The sequence below is a fragment of the Paraburkholderia sp. J12 genome (assembly GCF_905220215.1).
In the GTDB taxonomy this organism is placed as follows: domain Bacteria; phylum Pseudomonadota; class Gammaproteobacteria; order Burkholderiales; family Burkholderiaceae; genus Paraburkholderia.
The window spans coordinates 242,789-258,648 of record NZ_CAJMZC010000006.1 but is presented as its reverse complement, the minus strand read 5'-3'; the positions used below and the strand labels follow the sequence as shown (position 1 = coordinate 258,648).

Here is a 15,860-nt window from a genome sequence, read left to right as displayed (position 1 = left end):
GGTTCTGCGAGGGAATCAGCGCGGGGCGGCCATGACCGTCACGCGATTTTCGCAAGCCGCGAGCGCGTGCCGGTCGCCTTTCCCGACAGGGTTTCGCGCACATGACGCGCGAATTCCTGCGCGGCCGGCAGCACCGTTGCGGGCAATCGCAGGCAGATCGCGAACGAGGGCAGCGCAGGCAACCCGGCCGCTTTGGCCCCTAACGTTTCCAGGTCGGCCGGCACGGTCGATTCGAGCCACGCCGTGACGGCAAGACCCGCACGCACCGTCGCGGCCGTCGCTTCGATGTTGCCGCTTTCGAATACGGTGCGCCAGGCAATGCCTTCGTCCGCGAGCGCGCCCAGCACCACGGGCCGGAAGGCGCAGCGCTCGTCCACCATCGAAAGCGGCAAGGGCCGCTTCTGCCACGCGTCGCTGCCGCGACCCTTCACCCATACCAGCGGCTCGATACGAATCACTTCGCCTTCGGCCCCGCTTGCGACGTATTCGACCAGCGACAGGTCCACGCGTCCATTATTCACCGCCTCGTTCAGCTCCGGCGACGTCGCGCAGACCAGCGAAATCTCCACATGGGGATGCGCCTCGGCAAACGCCTTCATCGCAGGCGCAAGCGGTGTCACGAGATCGTAGGGCACGCCCACGCGCAAGCTCCCGTGCAAGTGTTGCGCGGTCATGTCGGCCCAGATTTCGTCGTTCAGGCGCAGCAACTGGCGCGCTTTGGCGAGAAACTGCTCGCCCTGATTCGACAGTTCCAGCTTGCGGGCACGGCGCACGAACAACAGGCAGTCCAGTACGTCTTCCAGACGCCTCACCTGTTGGCTGACGGCGCCCTGCGTCATGTGCAGCAGATTCGCCGCCACGGTCATGCTGCCGCTATCGGCCACGGCAACGAAGGTGCGGATCAGGTCGAGATCGAGGTTTCGGGTCATCTTCACATTATGTCGCGTAATGCATCGCATCAATATTATTGGCTTTTGTGATGTATCGGCAAGCCGTACAGTGTGGGCCAGCACACCCGGACCCGTAACGATGGCTTCGATCCTGCCCTTTCTCCTCTTCGTCGCCGTCGCGACGCTTACGCCCGGCGGCGCGACCACGCTCGCCACCGCGTCCGGCGCGCGCTTCGGCTTTGCACGCTCCGTTCCGCTGATGCTCGGCATTGCGCTCGGGCTGGCGCTACTGGGCGCCGTCGCCGCGCTCGGACTCGGCGGTCTGCTGCTCGCGGTGCCCGCGCTGCAAACGGCCGTAAGAGCGCTCGGCTCGGCCTATCTGCTCTGGCTCGCCTGGCGTATCGCGCGCAGCGGGCCGCCGAATGCGGGCAACGGCCCCGCGAAACCGGTTACGCTGGCGAACGGTTTTCTGCTCCTGTGGCTCAATCCGAAAAGCTGGGCGATGACAGTCGGCGCGGCAGCATCGTTCGCTCTGCTCACCAACGGCACGCAAAGGCTGGCGCTGCTGCTCGGCGCCGCATTTGGCGTTGCTGCGTGTGTGTCGCTCGCGCTATGGTGTCTGTTCGGCGTGCTGCTCGCACGGCTGATCCGCACCCCGCAGCACTGGCGCATGCTCAACCTGGCGATGGGTGTGCTGCTCGCCGCCTCGATCATTCCGACCTGGAGATAACCATGCCTTTTCATCCTTTCGCTGAATCGTTCGACATCGAAGCCGCATTTGGCGACGTATCGGACTACTGGTCGCCCAAGGTCGTCGCGCGCATCAACGATCAATATGTGAAAGTCGCGAAGGTGCTCGGCCAGCTCGTGTGGCACGACCATGCGCAGGAAGACGAACTGTTCTTCGTCGTGCGCGGACACCTCAAGATCGAATACGAGGGCGGCCGCATCGTCGATGTGCCCGCCGGCTCGATGCACGTGGTGCCGCGCGGCACGCTGCACAACCCGCTAGCGGAACAAGAATGCTGGATCGTGCTGATCGAGCCTGTGCAGACCAAGCACACGGGCGACGTCGATTCGCCGTTGACGAAGTCGGTCGAGGAGCAGTTGCGTTAGTCATCGGACGGTACGTCTCGAAGCCCGCGCTTCTAGAGCGTCGTAGCATTGCCGTTGCGATCCTGCTCCGATACCTTATGGGCCTGCAGACGGCGCTTGAGCCACATCGCCGCCGCGCCCCGGCCCGTTCCGGGCTGCTGTGCGATCGTGCACGCCGTATCGGCAAGTGCCATGCAAGGTGCCGCCAGCACCGAAGCTCACTGAATCACCATTCGCTTTTAAGAGGCCATCCATGACTCACGCCATCACTACCCAGTCCCCCAAACTCGATGAGCGCGACATGGTGCTTCTGCGCGCCGCAATTGAACTGGCGGACGAATCGCGCAAGAACGGCCATCATCCATTTGCCGCCATCGTTGCGGATGAACACGGCCATATCGTGGCCTCGGCGGCCAACAACTCCACGCCGCCGGAGGGCGACCCCACCCAGCATGCCGAACTCGCCGCTGCGGCGAGAGCCGCGCGCGTGCTCTCGCCGGAACAACTCTCCCGATGCACCCTCTACACAAGCGCCGAACCCTGCTGCATGTGTTCCGGCGCCATCTACTGGTGCAACATCGGGCGCGTTGTCTATGCGCTGTCCGAGCATCGTCTGCTCAGCCTCACGGGTTCGCATGCGGAGAATCCCACGTTCTCCCTGCCGTGCCGCGAGGTATTCGCGCGCGGCCAGCGACATGTCGAGGTAGCGGGCCCGCTGCTCGAAGACGAGGCGGCACGCTCGCATGATGGCTTCTGGGTGTAGGCGCCGATATGCCCGGCATTTCGATACACGTCGTGGACGTCGCGCGCGGCGTTGTCGCGACAGGCTTGCCGGTGAAGAGAGAGCGTCCCGGTACGGGACCCAGGCTACTTGAATACCCCGTATGGCAAGGACCATCCTACCGGATGAGCGCCTCTCTCCAAGCTGTACTCTGCGCCGCCGCCTCGCGAATTCCGAACATCCAGCGTGCTTTCCACCGTCTCGCTTGGCGTGTGCCCGAACTCCGTCTTGAACAATCGGTAGAAATGTTTCTCGTCCTGGAAGCCGTGGTGCCAGGCAATCTCCTTGATACGCACCGGCACCCTGTTGGGGTCTGAGAGAACGCGGTAGGCACGTCGCAAACGCTTGCGTTGTATCAACCGCATGACACCCCCTTCCCCCTCGAACAACTGATACAACTTGGCGCGCGACACGCCGATGTCGCGACAGATACGATCCGGCGTCAGGTCGACCTCCAGTAGCCGCGCATCGATATGACGGTGAATCCGGTTGATCAGCGCATCCCGGATCGGATCGCAGGCTTCCCATACCGCGTCACGGGTAGGCGCAATCGCTGCGGTTACGAGCTGGAGCGTTGCTTGCACAACATGTGGCACATCCTGCGTCTGCAGTTCGGCCAGCCGCTGGTACAGCGAAAGCATGTGATCCCCGAGAAGGTGCGCGATGCCGCTCGACAGCGCGCGCCCGTGCAGCCGGGCTGCGTGGTTCGGCAGGTAATCCCTCGGAATCACGAGGCTCACGGAATCGCCGGTTTCGATCACGCATTCGTTCACCTGAGCGGCATCGAGGAGATAAAGGTCTCCGGCCGTCTTGACGGGCTGTTCACTAGTCGAGCGGGGACAAAGCCGGCCGCTGAGGCGACGATTGATGAAAAAGTAATCGTAACCGTCGGTCCTGATATGCCGCTCGGTTCGGTGCAGTGCGTAGGTAGCGGTACGAACCGGATTAAGCCATTTTCGGCCCGAGAGAATAAACGGGCCCAACGCCGCGCCCGCTGACTCCGAGTCGAACGTGGTGGAACCGGCATCCAGCAACCTGCAGTCGCAGTGATTTTCACTGACCCAGGTGCCAAACCGGTCGCGCTCGGGAACCGCGAGCGTCGAGAACCTGAAGAGACTGACAGCAGATGTCTGCGTCATGACAATTTCAATTCATGAAAAGCGGCGTTTTCCGAACAGCTCGTATCATCGATCCTGTCCGCGAGATCGTCAAGCAGCAGGCCACAACGCAGGCGTTGTCGCCGCTTGCGGGGACTGAGAGAGACACGACTCGTTCCAGACCGCCGTGGAGCAACACCCGTTTGCATGCCCGCACACGCTGATTCGCATGACAGGTTGCCCTGTTTAACACGGAACCTGTCCGACCCAGCCGCTCCCATTCACGATGCAGGTCCGCCGCTCGGGCGGAGGCGGCGTCCAGGCACAGTGCCCGCCAATGCAACCTGGGTCCGTTCTTCCAGCGAATGGCGAGCCGGTATCCTGTGACGCCATCCCCGGATGCCTGGCAAACCAGTCGTATTCGAAGCGCTTGTCGACCGTGTTCTTCCGCGCTGCGAGAGCATCCCATCTCGCCTTCCAGTCGCGAGCTTTAGCCGGGTCACGTGAGATCACGATGGGCCTGGCCTCTATCAACAGTTGTCGTGCTTCTCGATCGAACTCAAGGTCTTCCTTGGGCGCGAAGTCCTGCGCGATCCGCTTACGGTCCTCTTCCGTGATCTTGTCAATCGCGTCTATCGACGCGTCCACCTGAGCGGGCGTCGGTAAGGGCGCCTTGGCATTGGCAGGTTGAGCATTCGCGGGTTGAGCCACCCAGGGCTGCCCCGGGGCCACGCAGCCGGCAAGGCCGGCGGCTGCCAGCATCAGCCCGGCAGCCATGATCGATGGTCGCATCCATTTCCCCTATGAAATGTATCGGAGTTCCGTCTCGGCCACGCAGCAGGCGCGAAGCATCGAGCGCGCAACCGTTGACATCCCGGCGATCGCTCCTCATCCTGGCGCGTCGCCATCGCTCGCGCTACCGCCGCGCGGCGATCCTCAGCTTCTACGTCAAACCCGCATTTCTCCATCCGCCTTGAGCCACTGAACAAACGTCGGACCGGATGCTCGCGATGCAGACATTCGCGGCTGAAATCGCGCGGCTCGCCGATGCTCCATGGCCTCCCGTGGCGGGTAGCCGAACGTTGCCCGAAAAATCCGGCTGAAGTATTTTTCGTCGACAAATCCATGACGCCGGGCCACCTGGACGATGCGCTCTTTCGGCATATCCGGGTCGGTTAGTACGTCGTACGCACGATCCAGTCGCTGCCGCTGGATCTGGCGCATGATGCCGCCGCTGCCCTGGAAGAGCTTGTACAGCTTGGCGCGCGAGATGCCGATCGCCGCTCTGATTTTCTCGGGCGTCAAATCTGCCCGCTCCAGATTTACTTCGATGAATTGCCTGGCATGACGAACCAGTGCGAGATCCGCTTCCGAAATGCGATCGTGCAATAGCTCGCTGGAACGCATCAGCCCCGCACGTAAAAGCGTGTTGGTGGCACGCACAATGTACGGGATGTCGCCGCCCACCAGTTTTTCCATGTTACCTCGCAGGGTCAGCAAGTGCTCGGCGAGAACGGCGCCCATGACAGGATCAATGATGTCGCCACGTCGATTCAGATCCAGTGCCCGGAGCATATCTCGACGAACCAGCAGGCCGATGATGTCACCGGTCGTCACGACACAATCAAACGGCAGGCTCATGTCGCACACATAAAGCTCACCCACCCTGGCCTTGATTCGCCGAGGTCCGAATTCACCCACAGCGCTGCCCGTGAGTTGAAACATCAGGTAAAAGTAATCGAGACCATCGGCCACGATCTTTCGGGCGCTTCGAACGGCCCGATAAGACACGGGACGCGCCGGCTGAATCCAGCGTTGCGATGTCAGCACGAACGGCCCAAAGCGCATCGCGTGAAATTCCGCGTCGAAGGGCACGGCTGCGTCGGTCGGCGAATCGTAGTCGCAGAGCGACATCGCCGCGGCCCACGCATCGAAACGTTCGCTTTCCGGCAAGCCGAGCGTTGTGAACCGATAGGTATCCAGAGGCGAATGGTCGACCATCGTGAATCACCCGCACCCGGGCGCAACCGCGGGGCCACGATCGCGGAACCAGCGGCGACGGGCATGGCCCGCGCGTGCCATCGACAATGGCCAGGCTGGATATTTCGCTTTTATCGACACCATCAACCCGCCGGCGTACATGCCAGTCCTTGTAGCCCGGGTAGGGCATGCGCCGCGACACGCCAAAGCGTTGCCCCGATCTGTCCGCCCTTGAGGCTCGTCTTACTGCACATCGCCGAACCAGTCCTTGACCGTGCCGTCGCCGCTGTTGAATTCGAACTCCATCGTCTTGGCCGCGGTCGGCCCAGACTGCGCATCCACCATCTGTCCGGCGTTGGCCGCCTGGGCGAGAAGCCCCGCTCCGGGAATAAAACCCACAGCCATGCCGGCCATCGACAGCAGCTTGTTCCCCTGGCCGGGCATATGGACGTTGGAGTACACCCACATGTCCTTATTCATCTGGGGGAAGCTCTTCTTCTGGAAGGGATCACCGAACATCTGCGCGATGTCGCTTTCGGTAGTCTTGCCCGGAACGACATGTGCCTTCAGATAGGCGCTGTCGAACGGGGAAGGACGACTGGCGTCCTCACCGCCCATACCAGCACAAGCGGTCATTCCGGCACAAAGTCCGAGACACATGAATTTGCGAAACATGTTGAATTCCTGAAAAAAGATGTGTTGCGGCGCGTGATCTGAAAATACGCTGCACAGTTGAACTGCCGGCCGGACGACCGGGACCGGCCGCCACCGCCACACGGTGCAGCGGCCTGCGCTACAAGCTCGATGAGGGAGGCTCGATTACCGCCTCACGACCCGGGGGTAAAGAAACTCGTCTGTACCTCGGTAACCGTCGATCCCTGCACCGTCACATCGAGTACGTAGAGCAGCGCGAGATCTCCCGACGAGTTGCCTGCCATCGCGGCCCCGAACGCGCCCTGCGGATCGGTGCCGAACAACGTCGGCGCGGCCCATGTGCCGTTGGCGTAGCGGCTCGCGAGGATGTGCGTCGACCCCGAGGTGGCGGAATCGCTCCACGCCACTGCGGCATTCCCGGCATCGTCGAGGGCAAGTTGCGGTGGATGGTTCTCGCCGAGATTGGGCTTGGTCGACAGTTGCTGCGCGGTGCCCCACGTGCCTTTCGTGTCGGAGACGTTCGCGTACAGCGCGCCGTCCGGTCCGTACCACGCCACTAGCGCGCTCCCCTGCGAGTTGACGGTCAGCACCGGGAAGTAACCCCCATCCGCCAGCGCGATCGCCGGCGCGACCGGTTGCACGCCTTGCCAACCCGTCCCGGCGGCGTAGCGCTGTGACATCGTCGTGGTGTGGACAGCGCCCGAAACGATATCGGTCTCGCCCCAGACGAGCGTGATATTCCCGCTGTCATCCATCCCGACGACCGGTGAAAATACCGCTCCGGAGGTCCGGTCCGCCACGCTCACCTGCGGATTCGAGTTGCTCCAGCCGCTGGCCGGATCGTAGGTCGCGGTCCACAACGCCGACTGGATGTTGTCCGTTTGCTGCCAGGCGAGCACGGCGTTGCCGTCGGACGTCACCGCGAGATTCGGCGAGATGTTCTGGATCGCCGAACCGGTGATGGCGCCAGGGCCGGTCTGGGCCGGCTCGGGAACGACCGCGGCAGTCGACCACTGACCGTTCGTTGTGTAGCGACGCCATGCGATCGACGACGAACTGGGCGGCGTCTGCTCCGTCCACACGACAAGCGCATTGCCGCTTGCGTCGATCCCCGCGCTATAGGAGGCGCTCGTGTCGTTCGACGTCGTACTCGCGACATTCAGTGCGACCTGAACCGGCGTCCCCCATCCCGACGACGGATCGAACGGGCGCGCCCACAGCGCGTAGACGTTCGGGCCCGGCGTCCATTGCACCCACAGCGCCAGCGCCTGGCCGTTCGCATTACCGACCACCTGCGGCGGGCTCACGCTCGGGCCTGTCATGTTGACCGAGCCGTCCGTCGTATCGAGCCGCGCGGGCGTACCCCACCCCTGCCCGGGCACATAACGATTGCCCCAGATCTCGTTGGTATCGACGCTGCTGTTCCCGGCGGTCAACCACGTGGCGAGCGCATTGCCCTTCGCGTCCAGGGTCACGGCGGGTTCGCCTTCACCGGGTTGCCCGTCGAGCGCCGCGACCGCCGACCAGTTCGCCTGTGTCGGCGTCGCGCCTCCGGTGGGGGTACCGGTGGTGGGGCTACCCGTGGTGGCGCCACCACCGGGCGACGACGGTCCCGAAGGCGACGATGCGGAACTGCTCCCCGTCGAGACATGGTCGCCTCCACACGCAGCAAGCGTTAAACAGGCAGCCATGACCATCCCTGCAATGGGCTTCATAAAAGTCCTTTTTTTGTTCGATCGCCAACTGGCGCTTCCCTGCTCTCCAACCCTCAAACACGCGCTATCGAGCTGCGGGATCGTCCGTCGCCCCGCGTCTCTTTCCGACTCTCTGCATCAACCGATTCCAGGTGCACCCGGTACGCCACGTTGCATGGCCACCGCGATATTTCATCAGTAATCCTTTCTATTTATTCGAAAAATCACCGGGCACAACAATTACCGGCTAGTCCATTGACGTCAGAAGCCTTGCCGCCGCGCAGGCAACAGGACAAAAATCGCTCTGGTTTCCGGACAAAAGATTACCGACGATAGAGACACTTGTCGCCTCTCATTTGGGAGAGATCTCCTCCCCATGCGCCCGCACCAATGCAACGCTTCGCGCCACGAGCACTGCCACCTCAGCCTGCCGGTTCGTGCCTGTCTTGAAGAGGATTCGCTTCAGATGGGACCGCACCGTGCCCATACCGATACGCTTGCGCAGGGCAATCTCCTCGAGCGAAAGCCCCATGCCGAGGTCAGCGGCAATGGCTGATTCGGTCGGGGTAAGGCCGAACAACTCCTGCAGATAGCGCACACTCGCCGTCGGATATTCCGGATCGCGCAGCATGATGAGCGCAAGCGGCGTAATCGTCTTGATCAGACCGCTCGGCCTTAACGGACTGACGCTCAGCGTCAGAGGCAACCGACCGGCACGCGGCACCTTCAACGTAGGACCTGACGGTCTGACCCGACCGGAAGCCGTCGACACTGCGAACTGGATCAACTGGACAAGCCGCTCATGCAAAGCACCGTCGTCAAGGCGTACGCGTCCCGCCTGGCTACGAATCGTGCGACCCGAGCGAAGCAGATACTCCGCCGTCGCATTCGCATACAGCACATGACACGATTGATTCGTGACCAACACCCCTGTATCGACGCGGTTCAGTGCCTCCAATGCGGCTTCATGCTGGATCGAGGACAGGCGCTGGCTCAACTGGAAAGCGCGTTGTAGATGCGGAAGGAGAAACTCGGCACGCCGGCGGTCCTTGGGACCGAAATGGCGCGCGGCTTTGGGCCGGTGAATACCCAGCACGCCAAGAACTCCATCACCGACCGGAAATAGCGTGCCGACGACATGATAAATGTCGAGTTCGCGCAGCCATTCCTGATAGAAGCCGCTCTCGCGCTGCTCGCGCGGCGTCACGAGATCGCGATCGGTAAAAACGGTTTCAACGCTCCGGGCCACCGCGCGATCGACCCAAAGATCGTTCTGGTGCCAGTGGGTCGCCCAATCCTCGCGTGCTTGCGATACCTGCAGGTTGTCGGTGCACTCGAGCAGTTGCACGTTTACGCCGTTATGGAGCTTCACGACAGCACTGTTCCCGTCGAAAGCAGCGGCGATCGTCGATGCCATCCCCGCCCATTGAGCGCTGTCGAGGGAGGCGTCGTAAAGCTGGCCAATCAGGGTGGACAGACCGTTATCGAGGAATGTCATGCCCGTTTCCTCACTCCGTGGGTTCCCGGTCCGTCGCGTCGGGCCGTGCAATCATCCGCGAAAGCGACGCACTGCCATGCACCACCCTGGCTGGACCTCTCCATGCCACATCAATCCGCGACGGAATAATCCCCGTCACGCTCGTCAGAAAATACCCGCCACATGGGGGATATCGCCGTTAATAATCGGACATACCAGGCTCCGCTGTTTTTGATATTTAACGGTAAATCGGCGGAATCAAGCTATTCCATTACATCGCAAGACGCCGCCAGGACATCGATTTTCGAAGCAGGGATTACGCTCGCAGCATCTTAATCCATATCATTTAAATTGACGGTAGCGTGGCGTCCATATTAGGTGGACGTGGGTTTTAATAGGGAACTTCACGACGTTCCGCTGTACCGTAAATTGGGAATTGGATAACTGGACGACGCGACCATCCAGGTTGGCATTAGGACGCCCTCTGGCCGCCATTAAATGGTCCAGTTCGCTCGATTCGGGTTTGTGCAGGGCATGCCTGGAGATCCGTCGCCCACGCAGGCCGCTCCGATCGCATGTTGATATATTTAGAACCGGGAGATAGCGCAGGAGAGATTTGACTTCATGTCAAACCCGCTGGTGACAACTGATCCTGTATTACCGGAGAGCGGTCGGGATCGACGTAGATTCTCTCCTGAACGCCATCGTGCAAACTAATCAAGGCATGCGGATGCAACAAAACGATGGCGTTCGGCGGCAAGTTGAATCCTCGAACCGCCTCCCCCTGATCTTTCGACTTCCAGTAGAAGTAACGGCGCGGAAGGTGCATACCGCCAATACATTCAAGTCACTGAGGTGCGGATTGCCCCTCAATGACCCGTGAATTGGACTGCATTCCTCAAACCGATTCCGCCAGCGGCGGCATACTCGATTGCGCGAGAAATTGCGGTTCCCGCCGCCACTGCCCCGCCTGCTCGAACGCATAACCGTATGCGAGCAATTTCGCCTCGCTCCACGCCGCCCCGACGAACGACAGCCCCACCGGCAAACCCCGCACCAGCCCCGCCGGAACGGTCAGATGCGGATACCCGGCCACCGCAGCGGGTGTCGAAAAGCCATCCCCGGCGCTATCGCCGTTGACGAAATCCGTGAGCCATGCCGTGCCGCCCGTGGGCGCAATGATGGCATCGAGGCCGTGCTGCCGGAACGCATGATCGAGACCCTCTTCGCGCGCGTGCTTCGCACAGGTGGCGAGCGCCTGGCGGTAAGCATCGCTATCCAGCCCCCCAAGCGCCTGCGCCTGAACGAACAATTCCTGACCAAAGAACGGCATTTCGCTTTCGCGATGCTTCTCATTGAACGCAATCACATCGGCGAGATTTTTCACTGGCGCGTGAGGCGCGAATGTCGCGAGCCACACCGGCAATCCGTGCTTGAACTCGTACAACAAGACGCTCTGCTCTTCGTTGCCATAGTCGACCTTCGGCAACTCGATCGGGTCGACGATAGTGGCGCCCAGCGCGATAAGCTGCGCGATGGCGCGTTCGATCTCACCATCGACTTCGTCGTGCCCCGTGAAGTACTCGCGCGCCACACCAATGCGTGCGCCGCGCAATGCGTTTTTGTCGAGCGCCGCCACGTAGTCGTCGGGGGGCGGCGCGTTCAGCGTCGCGGGATCGTTGCTGTCCGTGCCCGCAATCGCCGCCAGCAGCCGGGCCGCGTCGGCAACCGTGCGCGTCATCGGCCCGGCCGTATCCTGCGTGCTCGAAATCGGCACGATGCCGTCGCGGCTCACGCGCCCCACGGTCGGCTTGAGGCCGACAATGCCGTTGATCGAAGCAGGCGACGTAATCGAACCGTCGGTCTCCGTGCCGATCGCCATCGCGGCAAGTCCGGCCGCCACGGCTGCCGCCGCGCCGGAGCTCGACCCGCTCGGATTGCGGTCGAGTGCGTGAGGATTGCGCGTGAGACCGCCGCGTCCGCTCCAGCCGCTTGTCGCCCGGGTGGAACGGATGTTCGCCCACTCGCTGAGATTCGCCTTGCCCATGACGACCGCGCCCGAATCCCGCAGGCGCGAAACGAGGAACGCGTCGCGCGTGGCACGGATACCGTCGAGCGCGAGCGAACCCGCCGTTGTCGACATCCGGTCGCCCGTCGCAATGTTGTCCTTCACCACGAGCGCCGCGCCGTGCAGCGGGCCGCGCACCTTGCCGGCCTGCCGTTCGGCGTCGAGCGTCGCGGCGATGCGATGCGCGTCCGGATTCAGTTCGATGATGCTGCGCAGTTGCGGGCCTTTTCGATCCAGCGCTTCGACACGCCTCAGATAATGCGCCAGCGTCGCGCTGGCCGAGAGGGAATCTTCAGGATCGGCGTTGCCGAGGGCGGGCGCAGCAGGCAGGTTCGCGGCGGGCGCGTTCCGCGCGCTGAGGGCGGCGCTCAGATACGCGAGCGAAGCGAAGAATCGGCGTCTTTGCATGGGCATAGTTGACCGGAAACGAGGCGCTGCGAGCCTAACCGAAAAAAAATTTCCGAACAATGGCCGCCCTCTTCTAGCCGCATGGGGCACCCCATGCCTGGGCACCCCATGCCTCGGCCCAAAGCGACCAATCGACTTCCCGGTGCGAATCGCAGACAATCTCCCTGCATGGCAACTCACGTTCAGGATGGCGACCGCCTTCTTGCGTGCCGCCCGCCACTCACGCAGCAGGAGTCCACCATCATGAAGCCGTCGCGCTTCGCAGCGGTCCTTGTCGTGTTCCTCGTCGTGTTCCTCGCCGGATGCGCCTCCTCATGGCCGCCCGCGAACGGCCAGGCCGCGAACACCAGTCCGGCGGACACGGACACCTATCTGCTGCACTCCGCCAACGCGCCGGCGTCAAGGCCGCCCAGGCTCACAGTCGGCACCAGCTATCCGGATACGCAGCTCATCCTGCCGTGGTTTCTGAACGACATCATCGATCTCGTCAACTATCACTAGCCTCGCTGCGCAACCCACACGACACTGGAACGTCAAGCACACCGCGACTGCCACGGGAATAAACCGCCAGCACCACGAAGCTCAGCAAAAACGCGCAACCGCCCACCAGCAGCAATCCGCGTTCACCCGCGCTTTCGCCCATGCTTTCTCCCAAAACAGGCAGCAGATTATTGAGCAGTCCTGTGGCAACCCATGCGAGCGCCATCACGCTTCCCGCCACGCCGAGCGCCCAGCCTTGACGGTCTGCGCTCACCGCGTCGGAAAAGGCCGTGTACATCGTCGTATAGGCCACCATGTCGAAGCAGCCGATCAGCGTCGCGAGCCCCCATAGCACGCTCTCGCGCGGATACAACGCGGACAGTACCTCGCAAACGCCGGCGATCAGCAAGCCCGTCTTCGCAATGGCGATGGTCGAATAGAAACGCAGCATGATGCGCACCACGAACAGCAGGCCCAGAACGAAACACACGCCAATCAGGCCGCTGAACAGGCCGAGCTGCATGCTGCGATAGTGAAACTGCGTTTGCAGCAGCAGCATGATCGTCTGCAGGTACAGGCCGTAGCCCACCTGCATGAGGAAAAAGACGCCCGAAAGTACGGCAATGCGTCTGTGCAGCGCTGCCTGCGCCACCACGCGCAAGGGCAGCCACACGTCGATCCTGCGCGCCTCGGCGCTGCCGCCCGTTTCCTCGCAAGCCAGCGCGGTCCAGATTCCGCACAGCAACGACAAGGCGCTCACCAGCACGAAAGGCGTCCCGTAGCCGAAGAACGGCGAGAGCGTCCGGTCGGACGTCACGCCGCCCAGCACCGGCCCGACAATCACGCCCGCGCTGAACGCAAGCGACATGATGCTCATGTTGTGCGCCTTGTTCTGCGGCGTGCTCAGATCGGCAATGGCCGCTTGCGCGATCCCCTGGCAACCGGCCATCAGACCGCTCAGGCCGCGCCCGAGCAGCAACAGCATCACGCTCTGCCACCACGCACCGCACGCCATGAGCCCATAGCTCACGGCGAGGCCGAGCACGCACAGCAGCATGATCTTGCGGCGCCCGAACGCATCCGATAGCTCGCCCATCAGCGACGAACCGAAAAACATGCAGAGCGGGTAGATGCCATAACCCAGGCCCAGATAGAAGTTGCGCAGCACGGGGCCCGCCGCGGGCGAGAGCACGCCCGCGTGCGGGTCGCCGAAAATGGCCGACATCATGGGATAAACCAGGCCGAAACCCATTGCGTCGATGGCAATGGCAAGCAGATACGGCCCGAGTGAGGGGAGTGCGATGCGGGACATCGGGAAGCCTGTCGAAGAAGAACGGGGACCCAGCGTAGCGCCGCACGCCATGAGTCCGGTAGGCAGGAGCGTCCGAATACACTCATCGGAGAAACTGATAGGATGCCGGGCATGGATCTCCTCGCCGCCATGCGTATTTTCGTTCGTGTCGTCGAGCGCGGCAGCATGTCTGCGGCAGCGCGCGATCTCGGCATGGGTCAGCCCGCCGTGAGCGAGCGCATCGACCGGCTGGAGCGCGAGCTTGGCGTGCGGCTGTTGTTGCGCAATACGCGCGTTCTGAGCTGCACGGATCAGGGCAGCGTGTTCTATGTGCGCAGCAAGGCCGTGATCGAGGCGGCAGACGATGCGCGCGCATCGGTAGTCGAAAACGAACAGGCCGTGCGCGGCGTCCTGAGCATTGCCACTCCCCAGAGTTTCGGCGAGCTGGTCTTGCCGAAAATCCTGGCGCAAGCGCGCGAACAGTTTCCGCAGTTGCGCATCGACCTGATCCTCAACGACCGCATCGTCGATCCCGTGACCGAAGGCGTGGATATTTCGCTTCGCCTCGGCTCGCCGGGGGAAGGCAATTTCGTGGCGCAACGTTTAGGTCACGTTGCGCGCGCACTGGTTGCCGCTCCTGCGTATCTGGAGCGCCACGATGCCATTGCGGCCGTTCAGGACCTCGCGCGCCATCCGTTCATTCATGTGAAAGGCCTGTTCGGCGACGGCCGGCTCGCCTTGCTCGACGCGCAGCACACGCTGCTTCACACGCCCATCACCCCGGCGATGAGCGCAACCCACTGGCGCCCGGTGTACGAGTGGCTGGTCGCGGGCATGGGCATCGGCGTATTGCAGGCGCCCGCCTGCGCCGAAGCCCTCGCGGACGGCAGGCTGGTGCGTCTTCTGCCCGGCTATTCGGTGCCGGGCTTCGACCTGCACGCCCTGTTCCCTCCCGCGCGGCCCGTGCCGCCCAAAACGCGCGCGGTCATCGCGCTCTTCGGGCAACACCTCGGCACACCGCCTTCAATCGCCAATCAGCGCCGGAATCTGCGCCACGAGCGCATCGATGGCAACGCGGGTTCTGCCGCGTAGATGCCGTACCTGCGGCCACACCGCATGGATGTCCTGTGAACGCACGCGATGGCTGTCCAGCACGGCAACAAGTTCGCCGCTTTTCACGTAGCGCGTCAGCAGCCAGCACGGCAGCCACGCCAGGCCGAAGCCATCCACGGCAGCCGCGGCAATCGCCTGAATGTCGTCCATGCTCACCTGCGAACGGAGATTCACCGGCCGCACCCGCGTGTCGGTGGCCGATGCGTCCCACGGCGCCGGGTGCCCCGCGCGCGAGTAGGCAATGCCGACGTGGCCTTCGAGTTCTTCCAGCGAGGAAGGCGTGCCGTGCCTCGCAAGATAAGCGGGCGAAGCGCCGATAGCCGTGTGCTGGGTGCCGAGCCGTCGCGCCACCAGCGTTCCGCTGTCGTGCAGTTCGCCAATGCGAATGGCGAGGTCGAAGCCTTCTTCGATCAGATCCACATAACGGTCGCTGAACGACAGGTCGATCTGCAAGCCCGGATGGCGCCGCACGAGATCGAGCAGGACCGGCGCCACGCAGAAATGCCCGAAGGCTTCGGGCACGCTCACGCGCAATCGTCCGCTGGGTTCGATGCGGCCGCTATCCAGATCCGCTTCCGCGGCATCCAGCTCCGCGAGGGCGCGCAGGCATCGCTCGTAGTAGGCCTGCCCCTCCGCGGTGAGCGTCTGGCTGCGCGTGCTCCGATGAATGAGGCGCACGCCTAGCCGCGCTTCAAGGCGCGCAATCGCCTTGCCCACCGCCGAACGCGTGAGGTTCAGTCTTTCGGCCGCCGGGGCGAAGCCCCCCGCTTCGACAACCTGCACGAAGGTCGTTACGCCATCGAGCCGGTCTTTCCATGCCTCACTCATCGGC

At 62.9% G+C, this 15,860-nt stretch carries 16 protein-coding genes; 5 read left to right on the top strand and 11 right to left on the bottom strand.

Features of this window, described 5'->3' with window-relative positions; translation table 11 throughout:
* Positions 1-38: 38 nt before the first annotated feature.
* On the bottom strand, positions 39-929 hold the full coding sequence (locus U5760_RS16170; protein ID WP_322013132.1) for a LysR substrate-binding domain-containing protein: 891 nt from the start codon (positions 927-929) through the stop codon (positions 39-41).
* Between the two features lie 100 nt (positions 930-1,029).
* Between U5760_RS16170 and U5760_RS16165 the strand changes: the two genes are divergently transcribed.
* Both U5760_RS16165 and U5760_RS16160 read left to right on the top strand, forming a co-directional pair.
* Positions 1,030-1,620: a LysE family translocator gene (locus U5760_RS16165; RefSeq protein WP_322013129.1), complete on the top strand. Its 591-nt coding sequence runs from the start codon at positions 1,030-1,032 to the stop codon at positions 1,618-1,620.
* Positions 1,621-1,622: 2 nt separating this feature from the next.
* Positions 1,623-2,006: a cupin domain-containing protein gene (locus U5760_RS16160; RefSeq protein WP_322013128.1), complete on the top strand. Its 384-nt coding sequence runs from the start codon at positions 1,623-1,625 to the stop codon at positions 2,004-2,006.
* Positions 2,007-2,038: 32 nt separating this feature from the next.
* On the opposite strand, the gene U5760_RS16155 is transcribed toward U5760_RS16160, so the two are convergent.
* Entirely contained in the window at positions 2,039-2,179 is a 141-nt protein-coding gene (locus tag U5760_RS16155; protein WP_322013127.1) for a hypothetical protein, read from the bottom strand.
* Positions 2,180-2,238: 59 nt separating this feature from the next.
* Between U5760_RS16155 and U5760_RS16150 the strand changes: the two genes are divergently transcribed.
* Positions 2,239-2,748: a nucleoside deaminase gene (locus tag U5760_RS16150; protein ID WP_322013126.1), complete on the top strand. Its 510-nt coding sequence runs from the start codon at positions 2,239-2,241 to the stop codon at positions 2,746-2,748.
* A gap of 104 nt (positions 2,749-2,852) precedes the next feature.
* Here the strand turns inward: U5760_RS16150 and U5760_RS16145 are convergent, their stop codons facing one another.
* From U5760_RS16145 to U5760_RS16115, 7 genes are all read right to left on the bottom strand, one after another.
* Positions 2,853-3,905 carry a helix-turn-helix domain-containing protein gene (locus U5760_RS16145; RefSeq protein WP_322013125.1) on the bottom strand — a complete coding sequence of 351 codons (1,053 nt, stop codon included), beginning with the start codon at positions 3,903-3,905 and terminating at the stop codon, positions 2,853-2,855.
* 204 nt (positions 3,906-4,109) lie between these two features.
* Positions 4,110-4,655: a hypothetical protein gene (locus U5760_RS16140; RefSeq protein WP_322013124.1), complete on the bottom strand. Its 546-nt coding sequence runs from the start codon at positions 4,653-4,655 to the stop codon at positions 4,110-4,112.
* A 156-nt stretch (positions 4,656-4,811) separates the two neighbouring features.
* The gene (locus U5760_RS16135) at positions 4,812-5,864 is read right to left on the bottom strand and encodes a helix-turn-helix domain-containing protein (protein ID WP_322013122.1); all 1,053 of its coding nucleotides are present in this window, start codon (positions 5,862-5,864) and stop codon (positions 4,812-4,814) included.
* 222 nt (positions 5,865-6,086) lie between these two features.
* The gene (locus U5760_RS16130; protein ID WP_322013120.1) at positions 6,087-6,518 is read right to left on the bottom strand and encodes a hypothetical protein; all 432 of its coding nucleotides are present in this window, start codon (positions 6,516-6,518) and stop codon (positions 6,087-6,089) included.
* A 152-nt stretch (positions 6,519-6,670) separates the two neighbouring features.
* Positions 6,671-8,188 carry a hypothetical protein gene (locus U5760_RS16125; protein ID WP_322013118.1) on the bottom strand — a complete coding sequence of 506 codons (1,518 nt, stop codon included), beginning with the start codon at positions 8,186-8,188 and terminating at the stop codon, positions 6,671-6,673.
* Between the two features lie 355 nt (positions 8,189-8,543).
* Positions 8,544-9,689, bottom strand: coding sequence for a LuxR family transcriptional regulator (locus tag U5760_RS16120; RefSeq protein ID WP_322013117.1), 1,146 nt, complete (start codon positions 9,687-9,689; stop codon positions 8,544-8,546).
* A gap of 877 nt (positions 9,690-10,566) precedes the next feature.
* Positions 10,567-12,144: an amidase gene (locus U5760_RS16115; RefSeq protein ID WP_322013114.1), complete on the bottom strand. Its 1,578-nt coding sequence runs from the start codon at positions 12,142-12,144 to the stop codon at positions 10,567-10,569.
* 243 nt (positions 12,145-12,387) lie between these two features.
* Here U5760_RS16115 and U5760_RS16110 point away from each other — a divergent pair, with 243 nt between their 5' ends.
* Positions 12,388-12,645, top strand: a complete 258-nt coding sequence (locus U5760_RS16110; protein WP_322013112.1) for a hypothetical protein — start codon at positions 12,388-12,390, stop codon at positions 12,643-12,645.
* Here U5760_RS16110 and U5760_RS16105 read toward each other — a convergent pair.
* Complete coding sequence (locus U5760_RS16105) at positions 12,632-13,936, bottom strand: MFS transporter (RefSeq protein WP_322013111.1); 1,305 nt, start codon at positions 13,934-13,936, stop codon at positions 12,632-12,634. The genes U5760_RS16110 and U5760_RS16105 overlap by 14 nt on opposite strands.
* A gap of 111 nt (positions 13,937-14,047) precedes the next feature.
* On the opposite strand from U5760_RS16105, the gene U5760_RS16100 reads away from it, so the two are divergent.
* A complete protein-coding gene (locus U5760_RS16100) occupies positions 14,048-15,007 on the top strand; it encodes a LysR family transcriptional regulator (RefSeq protein ID WP_322013110.1) in 960 nt (319 codons plus the stop codon).
* Here the strand turns inward: U5760_RS16100 and U5760_RS16095 are convergent.
* The gene (locus U5760_RS16095) at positions 14,939-15,856 is read right to left on the bottom strand and encodes a LysR family transcriptional regulator (protein WP_322013109.1); all 918 of its coding nucleotides are present in this window, start codon (positions 15,854-15,856) and stop codon (positions 14,939-14,941) included. The genes U5760_RS16100 and U5760_RS16095 overlap by 69 nt on opposite strands.
* Positions 15,857-15,860: the final 4 nt, after the last annotated feature.